The organism is Amycolatopsis dendrobii (assembly GCF_014145675.1).
In the GTDB taxonomy this organism is placed as follows: Bacteria; Actinomycetota; Actinomycetes; order Mycobacteriales; family Pseudonocardiaceae; genus Amycolatopsis; species Amycolatopsis dendrobii.
Genome location: NZ_JACGZW010000028.1, coordinates 1 through 15,098, shown reverse-complemented (window position 1 = coordinate 15,098; position 15,098 = coordinate 1). Strand labels below are relative to the sequence as shown.

The window sequence follows — 15,098 nt, the reverse complement described above, 5'->3', positions numbered from 1 at the left end:
AACACCACCGGCTACGGCGAGCAACCCTCGGCTCAGCTGCCAGGACGACGCTTCTGCCGTTCGGTGTACTCCCGCATACGCTTCGGATACCCGACCCGCGCGGCCTCGTACACCGGAATCGTGTGCTTGTGCCCGAACCGCTGCGCCGCGTCGAAGCTCCCGATCCGCCGGCGGGTCCATTCGCCGTCGTGCGCGACAAGCACCACAGTGGTGTCAGTCACCGTGGTGGGCGGCTCGACGTACGCCTCCACCCCGCGCCGCGCGGCGGCCCATTCTTCCAGGTAGCGGGTGTCGGCCGAGCCTCCGGAGCGGCCTGCTCCAGCGCCCGGGCCGCGTCTGCCGCGGCGGCGCAACGAGTCGAAGATCCCCACTTCGACCACCTTTCTTCCGGCGAGAGTCCGGACTTCATTATTCCCGGGTTCGTGTGTGGCCGGTGTCGCAGCACCGCCTTGGCCCGGCTAGGTCGCAACGCCGATCGGCCTAGTGACAAGATGGCTGTTGTCGCGCGCGCGGTTATACCGGGTGCCGCGGCGACCGAAGCTCCACCCCTATCGCTGCCGAGGAGTTATTGAAGTGAGCGACACCTCCGCCGACCTCGTGATCCTGGGAGGCGGATCGGGCGGCTACGCCGCGGCCTTCCGCGCGGCCGAGCTGGGCCTTTCCGTCACGCTGATCGAGAAGGACAAGCTGGGCGGGACCTGCCTCCACCGGGGCTGCATCCCGACCAAGGCCCTGCTGCACGCCGCCGAGGTCGCCGACGAGGCCCGCGACGCCGAGACCTTCGGCGTCAAGGCCGTGTTCGAGGGCATCGACATCGCGGGGGTGAACAAGTACAAGGACGGCATCGTCTCCCGGCTGTACAAGGGCCTCCAGGGCCTGGCCAAGGCGCACAAGGTGAACCTCGTCGAGGGCACCGGCCGGTTCGTCGGCGGCACCACCGTCGAGGTCGACGGCACGCGCTACACCGGCAAGAACGTCATCCTCGCCACCGGTTCGTACTCGCGCACGCTTCCCGGCCTGGAGCTCGGCGGCCGCATCATCGCGAGCGAGCAGGCGCTGACGCTGGACTACGTGCCGAAGAAGGTCGTCGTGCTCGGCGGCGGCGTGATCGGCGTGGAGTTCGCCAGCGTGTGGGCCTCCTTCGGGGTCGACGTCACCGTGGTCGAGGCGCTCCCGCGACTGGTCCCGAACGAGGACGAGTACGCCTCCAAGCAGCTCGAGCGCGCGTTCCGCCGCCGCAAGATCGCCTTCAAGACCGGCGTCCGGTTCACCGGCGCGAAGCAGGACGACAACGGCGTCAGCGTGTCGCTGGAGTCCGGCGAGACGCTGGAAGCCGACCTGCTGCTGGTCGCCGTCGGCCGCGGCCCGAACTCGGCCGGGCACGGCTACGAGGAGGCGGGCGTCCAGATCGACCGCGGCTTCGTGCTCACCGACGACCGGCTGCGCACCAACCTGCCCAACGTCTACGCGGTCGGCGACATCGTGCCGGGCCTCCAGCTCGCGCACCGCGGCTTCCAGCAGGGGATCTTCGTGGCCGAGGAGATCGCCGGCCTCAACCCGCGCGCCATCGACGAGCGCGGCATCCCCCGCGTCACCTACTCGCACCCCGAGGTCGCGTCCGTCGGGCTCACCGAGGCGCAGGCCAAGGAGAAGTACGGTTCGGACGTCACCACGTTCACCTACGACCTCGGCGGCAACGGCAAGAGCCAGATCCTCAAGACCTCCGGCGGCGTGAAGCTGGTCAAGGCCCCGGACGGCCCCGTCGTCGGCGTGCACATGGTGGGCGACCGGGTCGGCGAGCTGATCGGCGAAGCGCAGCTGATCTACAGCTGGGAGGCGTTCCCGGAGGACGTCGCCCCGCTGATCCACGCGCACCCCACGCAGACCGAGGCACTCGGCGAAGCGTTCCTCGCCCTCGCGGGCAAGCCGCTGCACGTGCACAGCTGACGCGCAACCAGCACAATCCAGACCACGTCTTAGCGATCAAGGGAGCCAGCGAACAATGGCCTACTCCGTCACGCTGCCGGAGCTCGGCGAGAGCGTCACCGAGGGAACCGTCACCCGGTGGTTGAAGCAGGAGGGCGACACTGTCGAGGTCGACGAGCCGTTGCTCGAGATCTCGACCGACAAGGTCGACACCGAAGTACCGTCGCCGGTGGCAGGCACGGTCGTGAAGATCAGCGCCAAGGAAGACGACACCGTCGAGGTCGGCGGCGAGCTGGCGGTGATCGACGACGGCACCGGCGGCGTGCCCGAGTCCTCCGCCCCTGCCCAGCAGGCCGAGCCGGAGCCCGAGCCCGCCCCGCAGCAGCAGGAAGCCCCTGCCCAGGCCGAATCCGCCGCCCCCGCCGAGTCCGCTCCGGCGCAGCCGGACACCGCTCCGGCCGCGGGCGGTTCGGGCACCGAGGTGAAGCTGCCCGAACTGGGCGAGAGCGTCACCGAGGGCACCGTCACCCGCTGGCTGAAGCAGGTCGGCGAGTCGGTCGAGGTCGACGAGCCGCTGCTCGAGATCTCCACCGACAAGGTCGACACCGAGGTTCCGTCGCCGGTCGCCGGCACTGTGCTGGAGATCCGCGCGGGCGAGGACGAGACCGTCGAGGTCGGCGGAGTGCTCGCGGTCATCGGCGACGCCGGTGCCGCCCCGGCCGCCGCTCCGGCGCAGGAAAGCAAGCCCGCGCCCGCTCCGGAACCCGAGCCCGCCCCGGCTCCGGTCCAGGAAAGCAAGCCCGCCCCGGCCCCGGCGGCTCCGGCCCCCGCGCCCGCCGCTCCGGCTCCGGCCCCGGCCCCGGCCCCGGCGCAGGAGAGCAAGCCCGCTCCGGCCGCCCAGGCCCCGGCGGAGTCGGCGGACGGCCCGTACGTCACGCCGCTGGTGCGCAAGCTCGCCTCCGAGCACGGCATCGACCTCGCGTCGCTGACCGGCAGCGGAGTCGGCGGCCGCATCCGCAAGCAGGACGTGCTCGCCGCGGCCGAGGCCAAGCAGAAGGCGGCTCCGGCCCCCGAGACCAGCACTGCCGCCGCTCCGGCCGCCGCCGCTCCGTCCGCGCCGCGCGCCGCCGCGGTCTCGCCGGAGGTCGCCGCCCTGCGCGGCACCGTGCAGAAGGCGAGCCGGATCCGGCAGATCACCGCCACCAAGACCCGCGAGTCGCTGCAGGTTTCCGCGCAGCTCACGCAGGTGCACGAGGTGGACGTCACCAAGATCGCCAAGCTGCGCCAGCGCGCGAAGGCGGCGTTCAAGGAGCGCGAGGGCGTCAACCTCACGTTCCTGCCGTTCTTCGCCAAGGCGACCGTCGAGGCGCTCAAGCAGCACCCGAACGTCAACGCGTCCTACAACGAGGACACGAAGGAGATCACCTACCACGGCGCCGTGCACCTGGGCATCGCGGTGGACACCGAGCGCGGCCTGCTCTCGGTCGTGATCCACGACGCGGGCGAGCTGAGCCTCGCCGGTCTCGCGCACCGCATCGCCGACCTGGCGGCGCGGGCCCGGGCCAACAAGATCAAGCCGGACGAGCTGATCGGCGGCACCTTCACCGTCACGAACATCGGCTCCAACGGCGCCCTGTTCGACACGCCGATCATCGTGCAGCCGCAGTCCGGCATGCTCGGCACCGGCGCTGTGGTGAAGCGCCCGGTCGTGGTGAGCGACGCCGAGGGCAACGACACCATCGCGGTCCGCTCGATGGCGTACCTGCCGCTGACCTACGACCACCGACTGGTCGACGGCGCGGACGCCGGCCGCTTCCTGACCACGATCAAGCAGCGGCTGGAAGAGGGCAACTTCGAGGACGAGCTGGGTCTCTGATCCGGTAGTTCCTCGGCCGCAGGCCCCCGCACCCACCCGGGTGCGGGGGCCTGCGCGTTTACGACTTTCGGCTTATCCGGAATTCCGGAATATCAGAGTAGACTGCTTCGCATGCTCACTCGACGAAGCTTGCTCACGTCGGTCGCAGCAGCGGGGGCCGCCACTTTCGTTCTGCCCTCGCTCGCGCTGGCCGATCCCCCGGACCAATCCACTCCCGAAGGCTGGCTCGCCCGGCTCGCGGCGCATCGCGACGACGTGGCAGCGGTTTTCTCCGACGGCGCCGGCCGCCGGTTCGGCCATCTCGCGGACCGGTCGCTCGTCGTCGCGTCCGCGATCAAGGTGGTGCATCTGCTCGCCTACACCACAGCGGTCGCCGAAGGACGGCTCGACCCGGACGAACAGGTGCGAGTCGGCGACTGGGACGCCCGGCATCCGTATATCGGCGACGGCGCGGTCGGCAAGGGCAACCACCACACCGCGTTGACCTATCTGGGCGTCCCGTGCGACGAGTACGGCGTCGCGAAGAATCCGGACCAGCGCGTGCCGCTGCGGAACATCGCGGAAATGATGATCTTCATCAGCGACAATTCCGCCGCCGACTATCTGCGGGCCCGGCTCGGCGACCGGGCGTTGCGGGCCGCCGCGGCCCGCGGCGGCTGGCGGATGCCGGACGTCCGGATGTTCGGCGGCGAGGTGCTGCTGCTGTACTTCCCGGAATACTGCCCGCCGCCGGGCAGCCCGGTCGCGGTCCGCCGCGCGGCGGGAGACGCGCTGTCCAACCGGTTCGCGTGCGATCCGTCGTTCCGCGCCAAGGTGCTCCCCCGCGCCGCCGAGAAACCGCCCTCGGTCGAAGCGATCATGGCGTGGACGGAGTTGAGCGGACGCGGCAGCGCCGCGCAATTGTTCCGGATGCACCAGGAGATCTCCGTCAGCCGCGATCGCGCGGCCGTCCTCGCGCAGGAGATCCTCGGCGTGCCGCTCTCGGGCGACAAGCCGCCAGGTTCGAAAGCCTTGCTGTACAAGGGCGGCAACCTGCCCGGCTGTCTCGTGCTCGGGTTCGACGTGCTGTGGCCCGACCGCCGTCCCGGCACCAGCACGATCTTCCTGAAGAACTGCACTCCGGAGGATTTCGCGCACGTGCCGGTGCTGCAGCGGATGTGCATTGACGCGCTGTTCGTTCCGGGCACCTTCGCGGCTCTGGAGCGTGCGCTGGGACACTGACCGGCATGACCGAAGACCTCGCCGAGCGTGTCGCGGCGCTCGAACGCCGGATGGCCGCATTGGAGGGGCGGCCCGCCGAACCCGTCCAGGACGGGCCGCCGGGAATCGTGGGCTATCAGGGTGAATTGACCGACCCCGAGCTGCGCTGGGAAATCCGGCTCACGACCCCGGCGGTCCTGTCGCTGCCGGACGGGCCGCGCGCCGAGGTGCTCGCCGCGCTGGCGAACACCGACCGGATCGCGCTCGTCCGGCTGCTCGCCCGCGACGGCGCGCAAACCGGGGCCGCGCTGCAGGAAGCGGCCGAACTCAGCTCGCCGGGGCGGCTGTACCACCACCTGAAAGCGCTCACCGCGGCCGGGCTCGTCGAGCAGGACCGCCGCGGCAGCTACCGGCTCAAGCCGACCGCCGCGATTCCCGCGCTGGTGCTGCTGACCGCTGCCGCCGACGTCGCCGGTCAGCTCCGCCCGGGTGTGCGCGAAGCGGGCCGATAGGACACGATCAGAGGCATGCGGGTACTCATCGCGGGCTCCGGCGGCCTTATCGGCACCGCATTGACCGGACGGCTGCGCGAATCCGGGCACGACGTGCGCCGGCTGGTGCGGCGCACCGCGCGGGCGGAAGACGAACGCGGCTGGGACCCGCCGTCGGGGCGGATCGACGACGGCGCGTTCGACGGCGTCGACGCGGTGGTGAACCTGTGCGGCGCCCCGCTGCTGCCCGGCCGCTGGAGCGGAATGCGCAAACAGCAGCTGCTCGACAGCCGGGTGGAGCCGACCGAAGTGCTCGCCGAAGCGGTGGCGGAGCACGGCATCGGGGTGCTGGTGAACGCTTCCGCCGTGGGCTACTACGGCAACACCGGGTCCACTGTGGTCGATGAGAACACCAAGGCGGGCAACGGCTTTCTCGCCGAGATGTGCACCGAATGGGAGGCCGCGACCGCGGCGGCGGCCAATGCCCGCGTGGTCTCGGTCCGCACCGGTCTCGTCCTGGCCCGCAGCGGCGGCCTGCTCGACGTGCTGCGCCCGCTGTTCCGGTTCGCGCTCGGCGGGCGGCTCGGCGACGGCAGCCAGTACATGCCGTGGATCGCGCTGGACGACGAAATCGGGGCCCTCGTGCACATCCTGGAGCACGACACGCTGTCCGGCCCGGTCAACCTCACCGGCCCGATCCCGATCGCCAACGCCGAGTTCACCAAGGCCCTCGGCCACGCGGTGCACCGGCCCGCGCCGTGGTGGGTGCCGGAAATCGCGATGAAGATCGCCCTCGGCCAGGCCGCCGAGGAGATGGCGTTGTTCGGGCAGCGCGCAGTGCCGCGGAAGCTGGAGGCGAGCGGTTACGCATTCCGGCACCGCACCGTCGACAGCGCGCTCGCCGCGGCGACGTGACGATGCCGCGCGTCCGGTGGATCGTCACTGGAGTGGTGCTGTTCGCCGCGTTTCTCTGGCTCGGGTCGCTGGTGGACCGGCAGCCGCTGCAACTCGACGTCGAGGTCGCCACCTCCTTGCAGGGACAGGACACTCGCCCGGCCGGGCAGGTCGCGGGCGTGGTGACGAACGTCCTCGGCCCGGTGCTGCCGTACGTGCTCGGCGTGGTGCTGGCGGCGATCGTGCTGCGGGACCGCTCGCAGCTCTCGCTGTGCGTGCGGCTCGCCGCGGTGCTTGTGCTGTGCCGCCTGACCAGCCTGGCGTTCAAGCCGGTGTTCCAGCGGCAACGTCCGCGCGTGTACCCGGATCTGAGCTATCCCAGCGGCCACGTCGTCTCGGTGGCGGCGACCAGTCTGGTCGTGGTCCTGCTCTGCGTCTGGCTGCGGCCGCGGTTTGTGCGGTGGGCGATCTGGATTTCCGCCGCCGCGACCGTGCTGGCCGCGGCCTGCCGGATCGTGCTCGGCGTGCACTGGGTCACCGACACGATCGGGGCCGTGCTCGCGGTGCTCGGCGTGGGACTGGTGTCAGCGACCGCACTCCGGCTGATCCCCTTTCCGGCGCGCGAAAGGCGTAGCCTCGACGGGTGAGTTCTTCGAGCGCAAGCTGCCGCATCGCCACCGAACCCCTCGTCGTGCGCGAGGTCGGGACGATCGACTACACCGAGGCCTGGGACCTGCAGCGGGAGATCCTCGCCGCACGCGCGGACGACGCCGGGCCGGACACCATGCTGCTGCTGGAGCACCCGTCGGTCTACACCGCGGGCAAGCGCACCGAACCCGAGGACCGGCCCGCCGACGGCACCCCGGTGATCGACGTCGACCGCGGCGGCAAGATCACCTGGCACGGCCCCGGCCAGCTGGTCGGCTACCCGATCCTGAAGCTCGCCGACCCGATCGACGTCATGCACTACGTGCGCAGGCTGGAGGAGGCGCTGATCGCGGTGTGCGACCGGTTCGGCGTGCGCACCGGCCGCGTCGAAGGCCGCAGCGGCGTGTGGATCCCGGCCGACGAACGCGGCATCGAGCGCAAGATCGCCGCGATCGGCATCCGCGTCCAGCGCGGCGTGACGATGCACGGGTTCGAGCTGAACTGCAACGCCGACCTGGCCGCGTTCGACAACATCGTGCCGTGCGGCATCCGCGACGCGGGCGTCACCTCGCTGTCCTGGGAACTGCAGCGCGACGTCCCGGTCGCCGAGGTGCTGCCGCTGGCGAAGGAGCTGGTGCTGGCCGCGCTCGAAGGCGAACTGCCGGTGAGCGACGACCGCTGGCTGCCGCGTCCGGAGGCCCCGAAGGCCCCCGGCGTCACCTTCGCCCTGCAGAACTGACCCAGCTGTCGGTGAAGGACTCCTTGCGGGAATCTGATTCCCGCAAGGAGTCCTTCACGGCTTTTCAGTCCAGCTGCGGGGCGACCTCGGAGGCCACGAACTCGATGTGGTCGAGGTCGGACAGGTCGAGCACCTGCAAGTACAGCCGGGTGATCCCGGTCTTCTCCCGCCACTGCCCGATCCGGTCCACGATCTCCGCCGCGGTCCCGGCCAGGCCGTTGGCCCGCAGTTCGTCGGTCTCCCGGCCGATCGCGGCCGCCCGGCGCGCGACCTCGGCCTCGTCCCGGCCCGCCGCGAGCACGAGCGCGACCGAACGCAGGATCTCCTTGGGGTCGCGGCCGATCGCCTTCGCCGCCGCGTCGACGCGCTCGAACTGCGCGAGCGCGGTTTCGGCGTCCACGAACGGCAGGTTGAACTCGTCGGCGTATTGCGCGGCCAGCGCCGGGGTGCGCTTCTTGCCGCCGCCGCCGATGATCACCGGCGGCGCGGGCGACTGCGCGGGCTTCGGCAGCGCGGGCGAGTCGGCGAGCGTGTAGTAGTCGCCGGAGTAGGAGAACGTCTCGCCCGCCGGGGTCTTCCACAGGCCGGTGATCACCGCGAGCTGCTCGGCGTAGCGGTCGAAACGCTCCTTGAGCGGCGGCAGGGTGAGGCCGTAGGCGGTGTGCTCGTCGTCGTACCAGCCGGTGCCGATGCCGAATTCCACGCGCCCGCCGGACATCTGGTCCACCTGCGCGACCGAGATCGCGAGCGGGCCGGGGTGGCGGAAGGTGGCCGCGGTGACGAGCGTGCCGAGCCGGACCCGCTCGGTCTCGCGGGCGAGGCCGGCGAGGGTGATCCACGCGTCGGTCGGCCCGGGAAGACCGTCCGCGCTGCCCATCTTGAGGTAGTGGTCGCTGCGGAAGAAGGCGTCGTAACCCGCGGCTTCGGTGGTCCGCGCGACCCGCAGCAGGTCGTCGTAGCTCGCCCCCTGCTGGGGTTCGGTGAAGATCCTCAAGTCCATGTCCGCCAGCCTAACGGCGGATCGATCAGCCCGCGGCGGGCCGCTCCTGGTCGCCCGCGGGACGGCGCAACCGCGACAGCATCCGCGTGATGACGTCCTCGATCTCGGCGCCGACCTTCTTCGGATCGGCCGCGCCGGCGATCTCGGTGGCCGCGCTCGACAGCGCGCCGAACAGCAGCCGCGCGGTGAGGTCGACCGGCACCGGCTCCACCTCGCCCGCGTCGACGAGCAACTGCAGCCCGGACCGCACGAGCCCGAAGCTGGACTGCTCCTCGGCCTCGCGCCAGCGTTCCCAGCCCATCACGACCGGTCCCTCGTGGATGGCGATCCGCTGATACGAGGGGTCGAGGCAGCTGCGGATGAACGCCTGCAGCCCGCCCATCGCGCGCTCCCACGGCTCGCCGTCGCCGGTCATGATCTTCTGCAGCCGGTCGTAGACCAGGCTTTCGACCTGTTCGAACGCGGCCTCGAAGAGCGCCTGCTTCCCGCTGAAATGGTGGTACAGCGCGCCTTTCGTGACGCGGGCGCGTTTGGCCACCTCGTCGAGCGAGGTGCCCGCGTATCCGCGTTTCGTGAACAGTTCGACCGCGCTGTCGACCAGGGCGGATCGGGTCGACTCGGAGTAGTCGAGTCGTCGGGACCTCATTGTCGGCACGCTCACAACCTTACGCCGGGACCCGACGGACCATACCCGTGGTATGTTGGCTGCGTCAGGTCCGTACCGGGAGTATGCCGCAGACCGGCAGTATGACCCGGGTCACGGAAGGGGAGCCACACCATGAGCTGGACCGACTTCTACCGGCGGCGAGAGATCCTCGATGCCGCTGTCCGCCAGGCGCGGCGTGCACCGCGAGCACCGCTGTCGCTGGCCGAAATCCCGGGTGCCGCCGACGAGTTCGGCACTGAAGAGAACCTGTTGCTGGCACTGCAGTACAAGTGGACGCAGCTGCTCAGCGGCTACCTGCGCGCCGAGTTCGCCGATCCCGACGAGGCGGACCTTCCCGGCGACCAGGTCGACGCCGTCACCCGCGCGTGGCGGCAGGCGCAGCACGACCACGAAGACCTTCGTGCGGCACTGGACGGCGCCCTGGAGCGCTGCCCCGCGCTGGAACCGCTGCACCGCACCGAACTGCACATGCTGGCGCTCACCGCGGGCCTCGCCGAACCGGACGAGCCCGCCGACGAGATCGTCAAGGTCGGGCAGACGCTCGACGCGCTCATGCGCGCCGGCGACACCGGCCCGGTCCGCAGGCGCGGCCCGGTCGGGCATCTGATGCGCCTGCTCGCGCCGAGCGCGTGACGTGTAGTTAGCTGGCCCGATGAACGAACGCTGGACCGAGGCCCGGATCCCCGACCAGAGCGGCCGGACCGTCCTGATCACCGGAGCGAATTCCGGCCTCGGCCTGCGTTCGGCGGAAGTCCTGTCCGCGCACGGCGCCCGCGTGCTGCTCGGCTGCCGTTCGCCGGAACGCGGCGAAACCGCGCTCGCCCGGGTCCGCGCCGCGGCTTCGGGCGCCAAACCCGAACTCGTCCAGCTGGACCTCGCCGATCTGGCGTCCGTCCGCGAGGCTGCCGCCAAGGTGCGCGAACTCACCGGCGACGCGCTGGACGTGCTGATGAACAACGCCGGTGTCATGGCCACCGCACAAGGCCGCACCGCGGACGGCTTCGAACTGCAATTCGGCACGAACCACCTCGGACACGCCGCGCTTACTTGGCTGCTGATGCCCGCCCTGCGCGGCGCACCGGCGGGCCGCGTCGTCACGCTGTCCAGCGTCGCCGCCGTCGGCGCGCACCTGCACTTGGACGACCCGAACGCCGAACGCCGCCCGTACCGCGCGGCAGCCGCGTACGGCCAGGCGAAACTGTCGAACCAAACCTTCGGCATCGAACTGGACCGACGCCTCCGCGCGGCGGACTCCACGGTGCTGAGCGTGCTCGCGCATCCCGGCTACAGCGCGACCGGCCTGACCACGAACATGGCCAGCTCGTACCGGAATCCCGTGCTCCGCACCGCCCTCCGGGAAATCGGCAAGCTCGGCGGAATGCTGCTGGCCCAACGCGTCGAACGCGGCGCGCTGCCGCAGCTGTACGCCGCGACCGCCCCGGACGTCGAAGGCGGCGACTACCTCGGACCGCTCTTCGCCGTCCGCGGCCGTCCGGCGAAGGTGCGCACCCTTGCTCCGGCCCGGAATCCGGAAGCCGGGACCGCGCTGTGGGAACTGACCGCCGAGCTGACCGGCATCACTCCCGATCCGCGCTGAACTCCAGCAGCGGCAACACCATCCGGAAACACGCGCCCTCCCCCGCCGCGGTCTCCAGTTCGAGCTCGCCATCGTGCGCCCGCGTCAGCGACCGGGCGATCGCAAGCCCGAGACCCGCGTCCGCACCCGGCGTCCTCGCCCGCGAACGGTCCGCGCGATAGAACCGGTCGAACACGCGTTTCGCTTGCGCCGCGGTCATTCCCGGGCCTTCGTCGGCCACCTCCAGCACCGCCCGGCCGCCCACCGTCCCGACCCCGACGCGAACCGCCGTCCCCGGCGGAGTGTGCGCGGCAGCATTGCCGACGAGGTTCGTGACGACCTGCCGCAACCGCGCCTCGTCGGCGTTCACCGGTGCCGGTCCAGGCCCGCCCTCGCCGCCGGGGCCGGTCAACTCGACCGGACGCGACGGATCGAGCGCACGCAACGAGTGCCGGGCGTCCCCGGCGAGCGTGCGCAGGTCCATCGGCGCGCGATCGAGCTGCGCTTCCGGCGCTTCGTCAAGCTGGGCAAGCAAAAGCAGGTCCTCGGTGAGCGCGGCCAGCCGGACCGCTTCCCGGTCGATCCGGTGCATGGCTTCGTCCACATCGGACTGTTCCGGCAGCGCGCCCATCCGGTACAGCTCGGCGGTGCCCTTGATCCCGAAAAGCGGTGTGCGCAGTTCGTGGCTCACGTCCGCGACGAAGGTCCGCATCCGCGTCTCGGAGGCCGTCCGGTCGGCGAAGGCGCGCTCCAGCTGTCCGAGCATGGTGTTGAGCGACCCCGCCAAACGGCCGATTTCCGTTCCCGGCGCGGCGATCCCGGGCACTCGGCGGCTGAGGTCGCCGCCCGCGATCGCCGCCGCGGTGTGCTCGATCCGGCGCAACGGACGCAGCCCGCCGCGCAGCGCGAACCAGCCGGCCCCGGTCAGCAGCACGAGCAGCACGGAGCCGGTGACGACGCTGCTGATCCGCAACCGGGAGATCAGGGCGTCCGCCTCGGCGAGCGGAGCCGCCGCGATCACCGTCCCGCCCGGAGCCGGAGCCGCGACCGCACGCCAGCGTTCCGAACCGTTCGCGGCCCGCAGGTCGACGGGCGGGCCGTGCACCGGGATCGACCGCAGATCCTCGGGCGCGGGCAGGGTTTCCGCCGCCAGCCGCGAGGAATGGATCCCGCCGGTCACCGCGCCGTTCGCGCCCAGATAGACCACGTACGGGGCGCCGATCAGGTCCAGCGCCGGGTCCAGCACCGACGTCTGGGGGTCGCCCGCGGGCAGCCCGCCGGACGGCACGCGCGCGATCAGCTCGGTGAAACCGCGCAGCTGCGTGTCGATCCGGTCGAGCTGATAGCGCTCCAGGCTGTCCGAGACGACCGCGCTGATCAGCGTGAGCCCCGCCAGCAGCAGACCCGCCGTGATCAGCAGAAGCCGGGTGCGCAACGACATCCGGCGCAGCGGATGCCTCACCGCCGCGGTTCCCGAATCACGTACCCGACGCCGTGCACGGTGTGGATCAGCTTGGGCTCGCCAGTGTCGACCTTGCGCCGCAAGTAGGAGATGTAGGTGTCGACGATGCTGGCGTCGCCGCCGAAGTCGTACTGCCACACCCGGTCGAGGATCTGCGCTTTCGACACCACGCGCCCGGCGTTCTCCATCAGGTACCGCAACAGCCGGAACTCGGTGGCCGAGACGCGGACCGGCTGCCCGGCCCGCGTCACCTGGTGTCCTTCCGCGTCGAGCACCAGTTCGCCCACCGTCACCACCACCTGATGTCCTTGCGTGCGCCGGAGGATCGCGTGGATCCGCGCGATCAGCTCCTCCAGATCGAACGGCTTGGTCACGTAGTCGTCGGCGCCCAGGGACAGTCCGGCGACCTTGTCCGCCTGCCGGTCGCGGGCGGTGAGGAAGAGCACCGGCACCGGCCCGCTGTGGCCGGGCCGATGCCGTTCGCGCAAGCGCCGGGCAACCTCGAAACCGTCCGCGTCCGGCAGCATCACATCGAGAAGCACCAGGTCAGGCGGCTCCTCAGCAGCGGAAGTGAGTGCCTCGCCCGCAGTCGCCGCGGAACTCACCTCGAACCCGGCGAACCGCAGCGCCGCGGACAACAGCTGCCGCACGGTGGCCTCGTCGTCGACCACCAGCAGCCGAGCGGGCGTCATCCCTGCCATGAACGCCAGCGTACGGAGACCACGGTCACACGTCCCGCCTGCGGAACGCCGCGAACGCGACAGCCAGCACCACGGCCACGCCGACGTAGAGACCGGCGAGGTTGAGCCACGGATTCGGGTACGCCGGATCGAGCTTGACGGAGAAGATCGCCGCCGCGCCCTTGGACGGCCAGAAGGTGAACAGCCACTGCATCCAGGCCGGGAAAAGGTCGGCTACCGCGGGCACCAGCAGCACGATCCCGACCAGCGCGGCCAGCGCACCCGCGGTCGCCCGGATCAGCGTGCCGAGGCCGACCGCGAGCAACGCGATCGCGGCGAGATACAGCCCGCCGCCCACCACCGCGCCGAACACGCCAGGGTCGCCGAGGCTCACGTGCGGCAACTGCTGCCCGGCGAGAAACCCTTGCCCGATCAGGAAAGCAGCGAACATCAACATCTGCCCGGCCACGACAGCGACGCCTGCGGCGAGCGCCACCTTCGCCGCCAGCAACCGAGACCGCCGAGGAGTCGCCGTGAGCGACATCTGGATCAACCCGGTCGCGTATTCGGACGTGACGATGAGGACGCCCAGCACCCCGATGATCAGCTGCGCGACGATAAAGGACTTCAAGCTGAGGCTGGTCGGATCCCAAGCCGCGCGTTCCGCGGCCGTCGCCTTGGCGTACTCGGCGCCCGCCGAAGCGGTCGCGAGCGCGGTGATACCGAGCCCGGCGGCGAACAGGCTCGCCACGGTGTACCAGGTGGAACGCAGGCTGCGGAGCTTGATCCACTCCGACCGGAGCGTGCCGGAGACCATCATGCGGCGACCCCTTGGTACTCGATGCTGTCCTCGGTGAGCGCGAGGAACGCGTCCTCGAGCGAAACCCGCTGCGGCGTGAGCTCCCCAAGAGCGACCCCGTGGTACGCAGCCAGTTTTCCGATCTCGTCGCTGGTCAGGCCGGAAACGACCAGCGCGCGCCCGGCACCGTCCCGCACGGTGGCTCCGGCGGCGAGCAGATGGCGGGCGAACCCGTCCGGATCAGCGGCGCGGACGAGCACCGTGCCCGTCTGACCAGCCAGTTCGGCAGTCGCGGTATCGGCGAGCAGCTTTCCCCTGCCGATGACGACCAGCCGGTCGGCGGTCTGCGCCATCTCGCTCATGAGATGGCTGGACACCAGCACCGCGCGGCCGTCCCGGGCGAGCGAGCGCATGAAGTCCCTGATCCAGCGGATGCCCTCGGGGTCGAGGCCGTTCACCGGTTCGTCGAAGATCAGCACCCGGGGGTCGCCGAGCAGCGCGGCCGCGATGCCGAGCCGCTGCCGCATCCCGAGCGAAAACCCTCCTGCCCTCCGCCCGGCCGCGCTCTCCAGACCGGTGCGGGCGAGCACGTCGCCGACCCTGCTCAGGGGCAGCCGGTTGCTGGCCGCGAGCGCGAGAAGGTGGTCGCGTGCCTTGCGGGCCCCGTGCACGGCGCCCGCGTCGAGCAGCGCGCCGACCTCCGTGAGCGGCACTTCGAGGTCCCGGTAGCGCCGTCCGCCGATCGTCACCGATCCGCGGGTCGGGACGGCGAGTCCGGTGATCATCTTCAGCGTCGTGGACTTGCCCGCCCCGTTCGGCCCGAGGAACCCGGTGACCTGCCCGGGCTCGACGGTGAACGACAGATCGTCCACCACGGTGTCGGGCCCGTACCGTTTCGTGAGCCCGCGTACTTCGATCGCTGTCATGCCGGCGAGCGTGCCGGGCCCTTCCGGGCGAATCCGCTGAGCTTCTGGGAGAACCCTGTGCGTTCCGGCCGTCCACGGGGTGGATTGGGTCCCGTTCACAGGAAAACCTCGGCGTAGGGTGGAGATCGTGAGTGCTGCACCGGAGGGGCGGAAGTTGTTGCGGCTTGAGGTGCGCAACAGTGAGACGCCGATTGAGAAGAAGCCGTCGTGGATT

General features: G+C 70.9%; 16 protein-coding genes. 9 read left to right on the top strand and 7 right to left on the bottom strand.

What is annotated here, in order from left to right; translation table 11 throughout:
- Positions 1-32 precede the first annotated feature (32 nt).
- The gene (locus H4281_RS44265; protein WP_182896822.1) at positions 33-380 is read right to left on the bottom strand and encodes an oxidoreductase; all 348 of its coding nucleotides are present in this window, start codon (positions 378-380) and stop codon (positions 33-35) included.
- A 193-nt stretch (positions 381-573) separates the two neighbouring features.
- On the opposite strand from H4281_RS44265, the gene lpdA reads away from it, so the two are divergent.
- From lpdA to lipB, 7 genes are all read left to right on the top strand, one after another.
- On the top strand, positions 574-1,947 hold the full coding sequence (gene lpdA / locus H4281_RS44260) for a dihydrolipoyl dehydrogenase (RefSeq protein WP_037809512.1): 1,374 nt from the start codon (positions 574-576) through the stop codon (positions 1,945-1,947).
- A 55-nt stretch (positions 1,948-2,002) separates the two neighbouring features.
- Positions 2,003-3,802 carry a 2-oxoglutarate dehydrogenase, E2 component, dihydrolipoamide succinyltransferase gene (gene sucB, locus H4281_RS44255; RefSeq protein WP_182896821.1) on the top strand — a complete coding sequence of 600 codons (1,800 nt, stop codon included), beginning with the start codon at positions 2,003-2,005 and terminating at the stop codon, positions 3,800-3,802.
- A gap of 111 nt (positions 3,803-3,913) precedes the next feature.
- The gene (locus H4281_RS44250) at positions 3,914-5,023 is read left to right on the top strand and encodes a serine hydrolase (protein WP_182896820.1); all 1,110 of its coding nucleotides are present in this window, start codon (positions 3,914-3,916) and stop codon (positions 5,021-5,023) included.
- Positions 5,024-5,028: 5 nt separating this feature from the next.
- Positions 5,029-5,514: an ArsR/SmtB family transcription factor gene (locus H4281_RS44245; RefSeq protein WP_182896819.1), complete on the top strand. Its 486-nt coding sequence runs from the start codon at positions 5,029-5,031 to the stop codon at positions 5,512-5,514.
- Between the two features lie 15 nt (positions 5,515-5,529).
- Complete coding sequence (locus H4281_RS44240) at positions 5,530-6,408, top strand: TIGR01777 family oxidoreductase (RefSeq protein ID WP_182896818.1); 879 nt, start codon at positions 5,530-5,532, stop codon at positions 6,406-6,408.
- Entirely contained in the window at positions 6,405-7,034 is a 630-nt protein-coding gene (locus tag H4281_RS44235; protein WP_182896817.1) for a phosphatase PAP2 family protein, read from the top strand. Before H4281_RS44240 ends, H4281_RS44235 begins: the two co-directional genes overlap by 4 nt.
- Complete coding sequence (lipB, locus tag H4281_RS44230; protein WP_182896816.1) at positions 7,031-7,774, top strand: lipoyl(octanoyl) transferase LipB; 744 nt, start codon at positions 7,031-7,033, stop codon at positions 7,772-7,774. The genes H4281_RS44235 and lipB overlap by 4 nt, the downstream gene beginning before the upstream one ends.
- A gap of 64 nt (positions 7,775-7,838) precedes the next feature.
- Here the strand turns inward: lipB and H4281_RS44225 are convergent, their stop codons facing one another.
- On the bottom strand, positions 7,839-8,774 hold the full coding sequence (locus H4281_RS44225; protein ID WP_182896815.1) for an LLM class F420-dependent oxidoreductase: 936 nt from the start codon (positions 8,772-8,774) through the stop codon (positions 7,839-7,841).
- A 25-nt stretch (positions 8,775-8,799) separates the two neighbouring features.
- Complete coding sequence (locus H4281_RS44220; protein WP_182896814.1) at positions 8,800-9,420, bottom strand: TetR/AcrR family transcriptional regulator; 621 nt, start codon at positions 9,418-9,420, stop codon at positions 8,800-8,802.
- A 132-nt stretch (positions 9,421-9,552) separates the two neighbouring features.
- Between H4281_RS44220 and H4281_RS44215 the strand changes: the two genes are divergently transcribed.
- Both H4281_RS44215 and H4281_RS44210 read left to right on the top strand, forming a co-directional pair.
- Positions 9,553-10,074 (top strand): hypothetical protein, encoded by a 522-nt coding sequence (locus H4281_RS44215; protein ID WP_182896813.1) that lies wholly within the window; start codon positions 9,553-9,555, stop codon positions 10,072-10,074.
- Positions 10,075-10,093: 19 nt separating this feature from the next.
- The gene (locus H4281_RS44210; RefSeq protein WP_182896812.1) at positions 10,094-11,038 is read left to right on the top strand and encodes an oxidoreductase; all 945 of its coding nucleotides are present in this window, start codon (positions 10,094-10,096) and stop codon (positions 11,036-11,038) included.
- Here H4281_RS44210 and H4281_RS44205 read toward each other — a convergent pair.
- Genes H4281_RS44205 through H4281_RS44190 form a run of 4 tightly spaced genes read right to left on the bottom strand, consistent with a single transcriptional unit; the run spans position 11,019 to position 14,884 of the window.
- Complete coding sequence (locus tag H4281_RS44205; protein ID WP_246412824.1) at positions 11,019-12,458, bottom strand: sensor histidine kinase; 1,440 nt, start codon at positions 12,456-12,458, stop codon at positions 11,019-11,021. The genes H4281_RS44210 and H4281_RS44205 overlap by 20 nt on opposite strands.
- Before the next feature lie 17 nt (positions 12,459-12,475).
- Positions 12,476-13,171, bottom strand: a complete 696-nt coding sequence (locus H4281_RS44200; RefSeq protein ID WP_182896854.1) for a response regulator transcription factor — start codon at positions 13,169-13,171, stop codon at positions 12,476-12,478.
- Positions 13,172-13,205: 34 nt separating this feature from the next.
- Positions 13,206-13,979: an ABC transporter permease gene (locus H4281_RS44195; protein ID WP_182896811.1), complete on the bottom strand. Its 774-nt coding sequence runs from the start codon at positions 13,977-13,979 to the stop codon at positions 13,206-13,208.
- A complete protein-coding gene (locus tag H4281_RS44190; protein ID WP_182896810.1) occupies positions 13,976-14,884 on the bottom strand; it encodes an ABC transporter ATP-binding protein in 909 nt (302 codons plus the stop codon). The genes H4281_RS44195 and H4281_RS44190 overlap by 4 nt, the downstream gene beginning before the upstream one ends.
- Between the last annotated feature and the right edge of the window lie 214 nt (positions 14,885-15,098).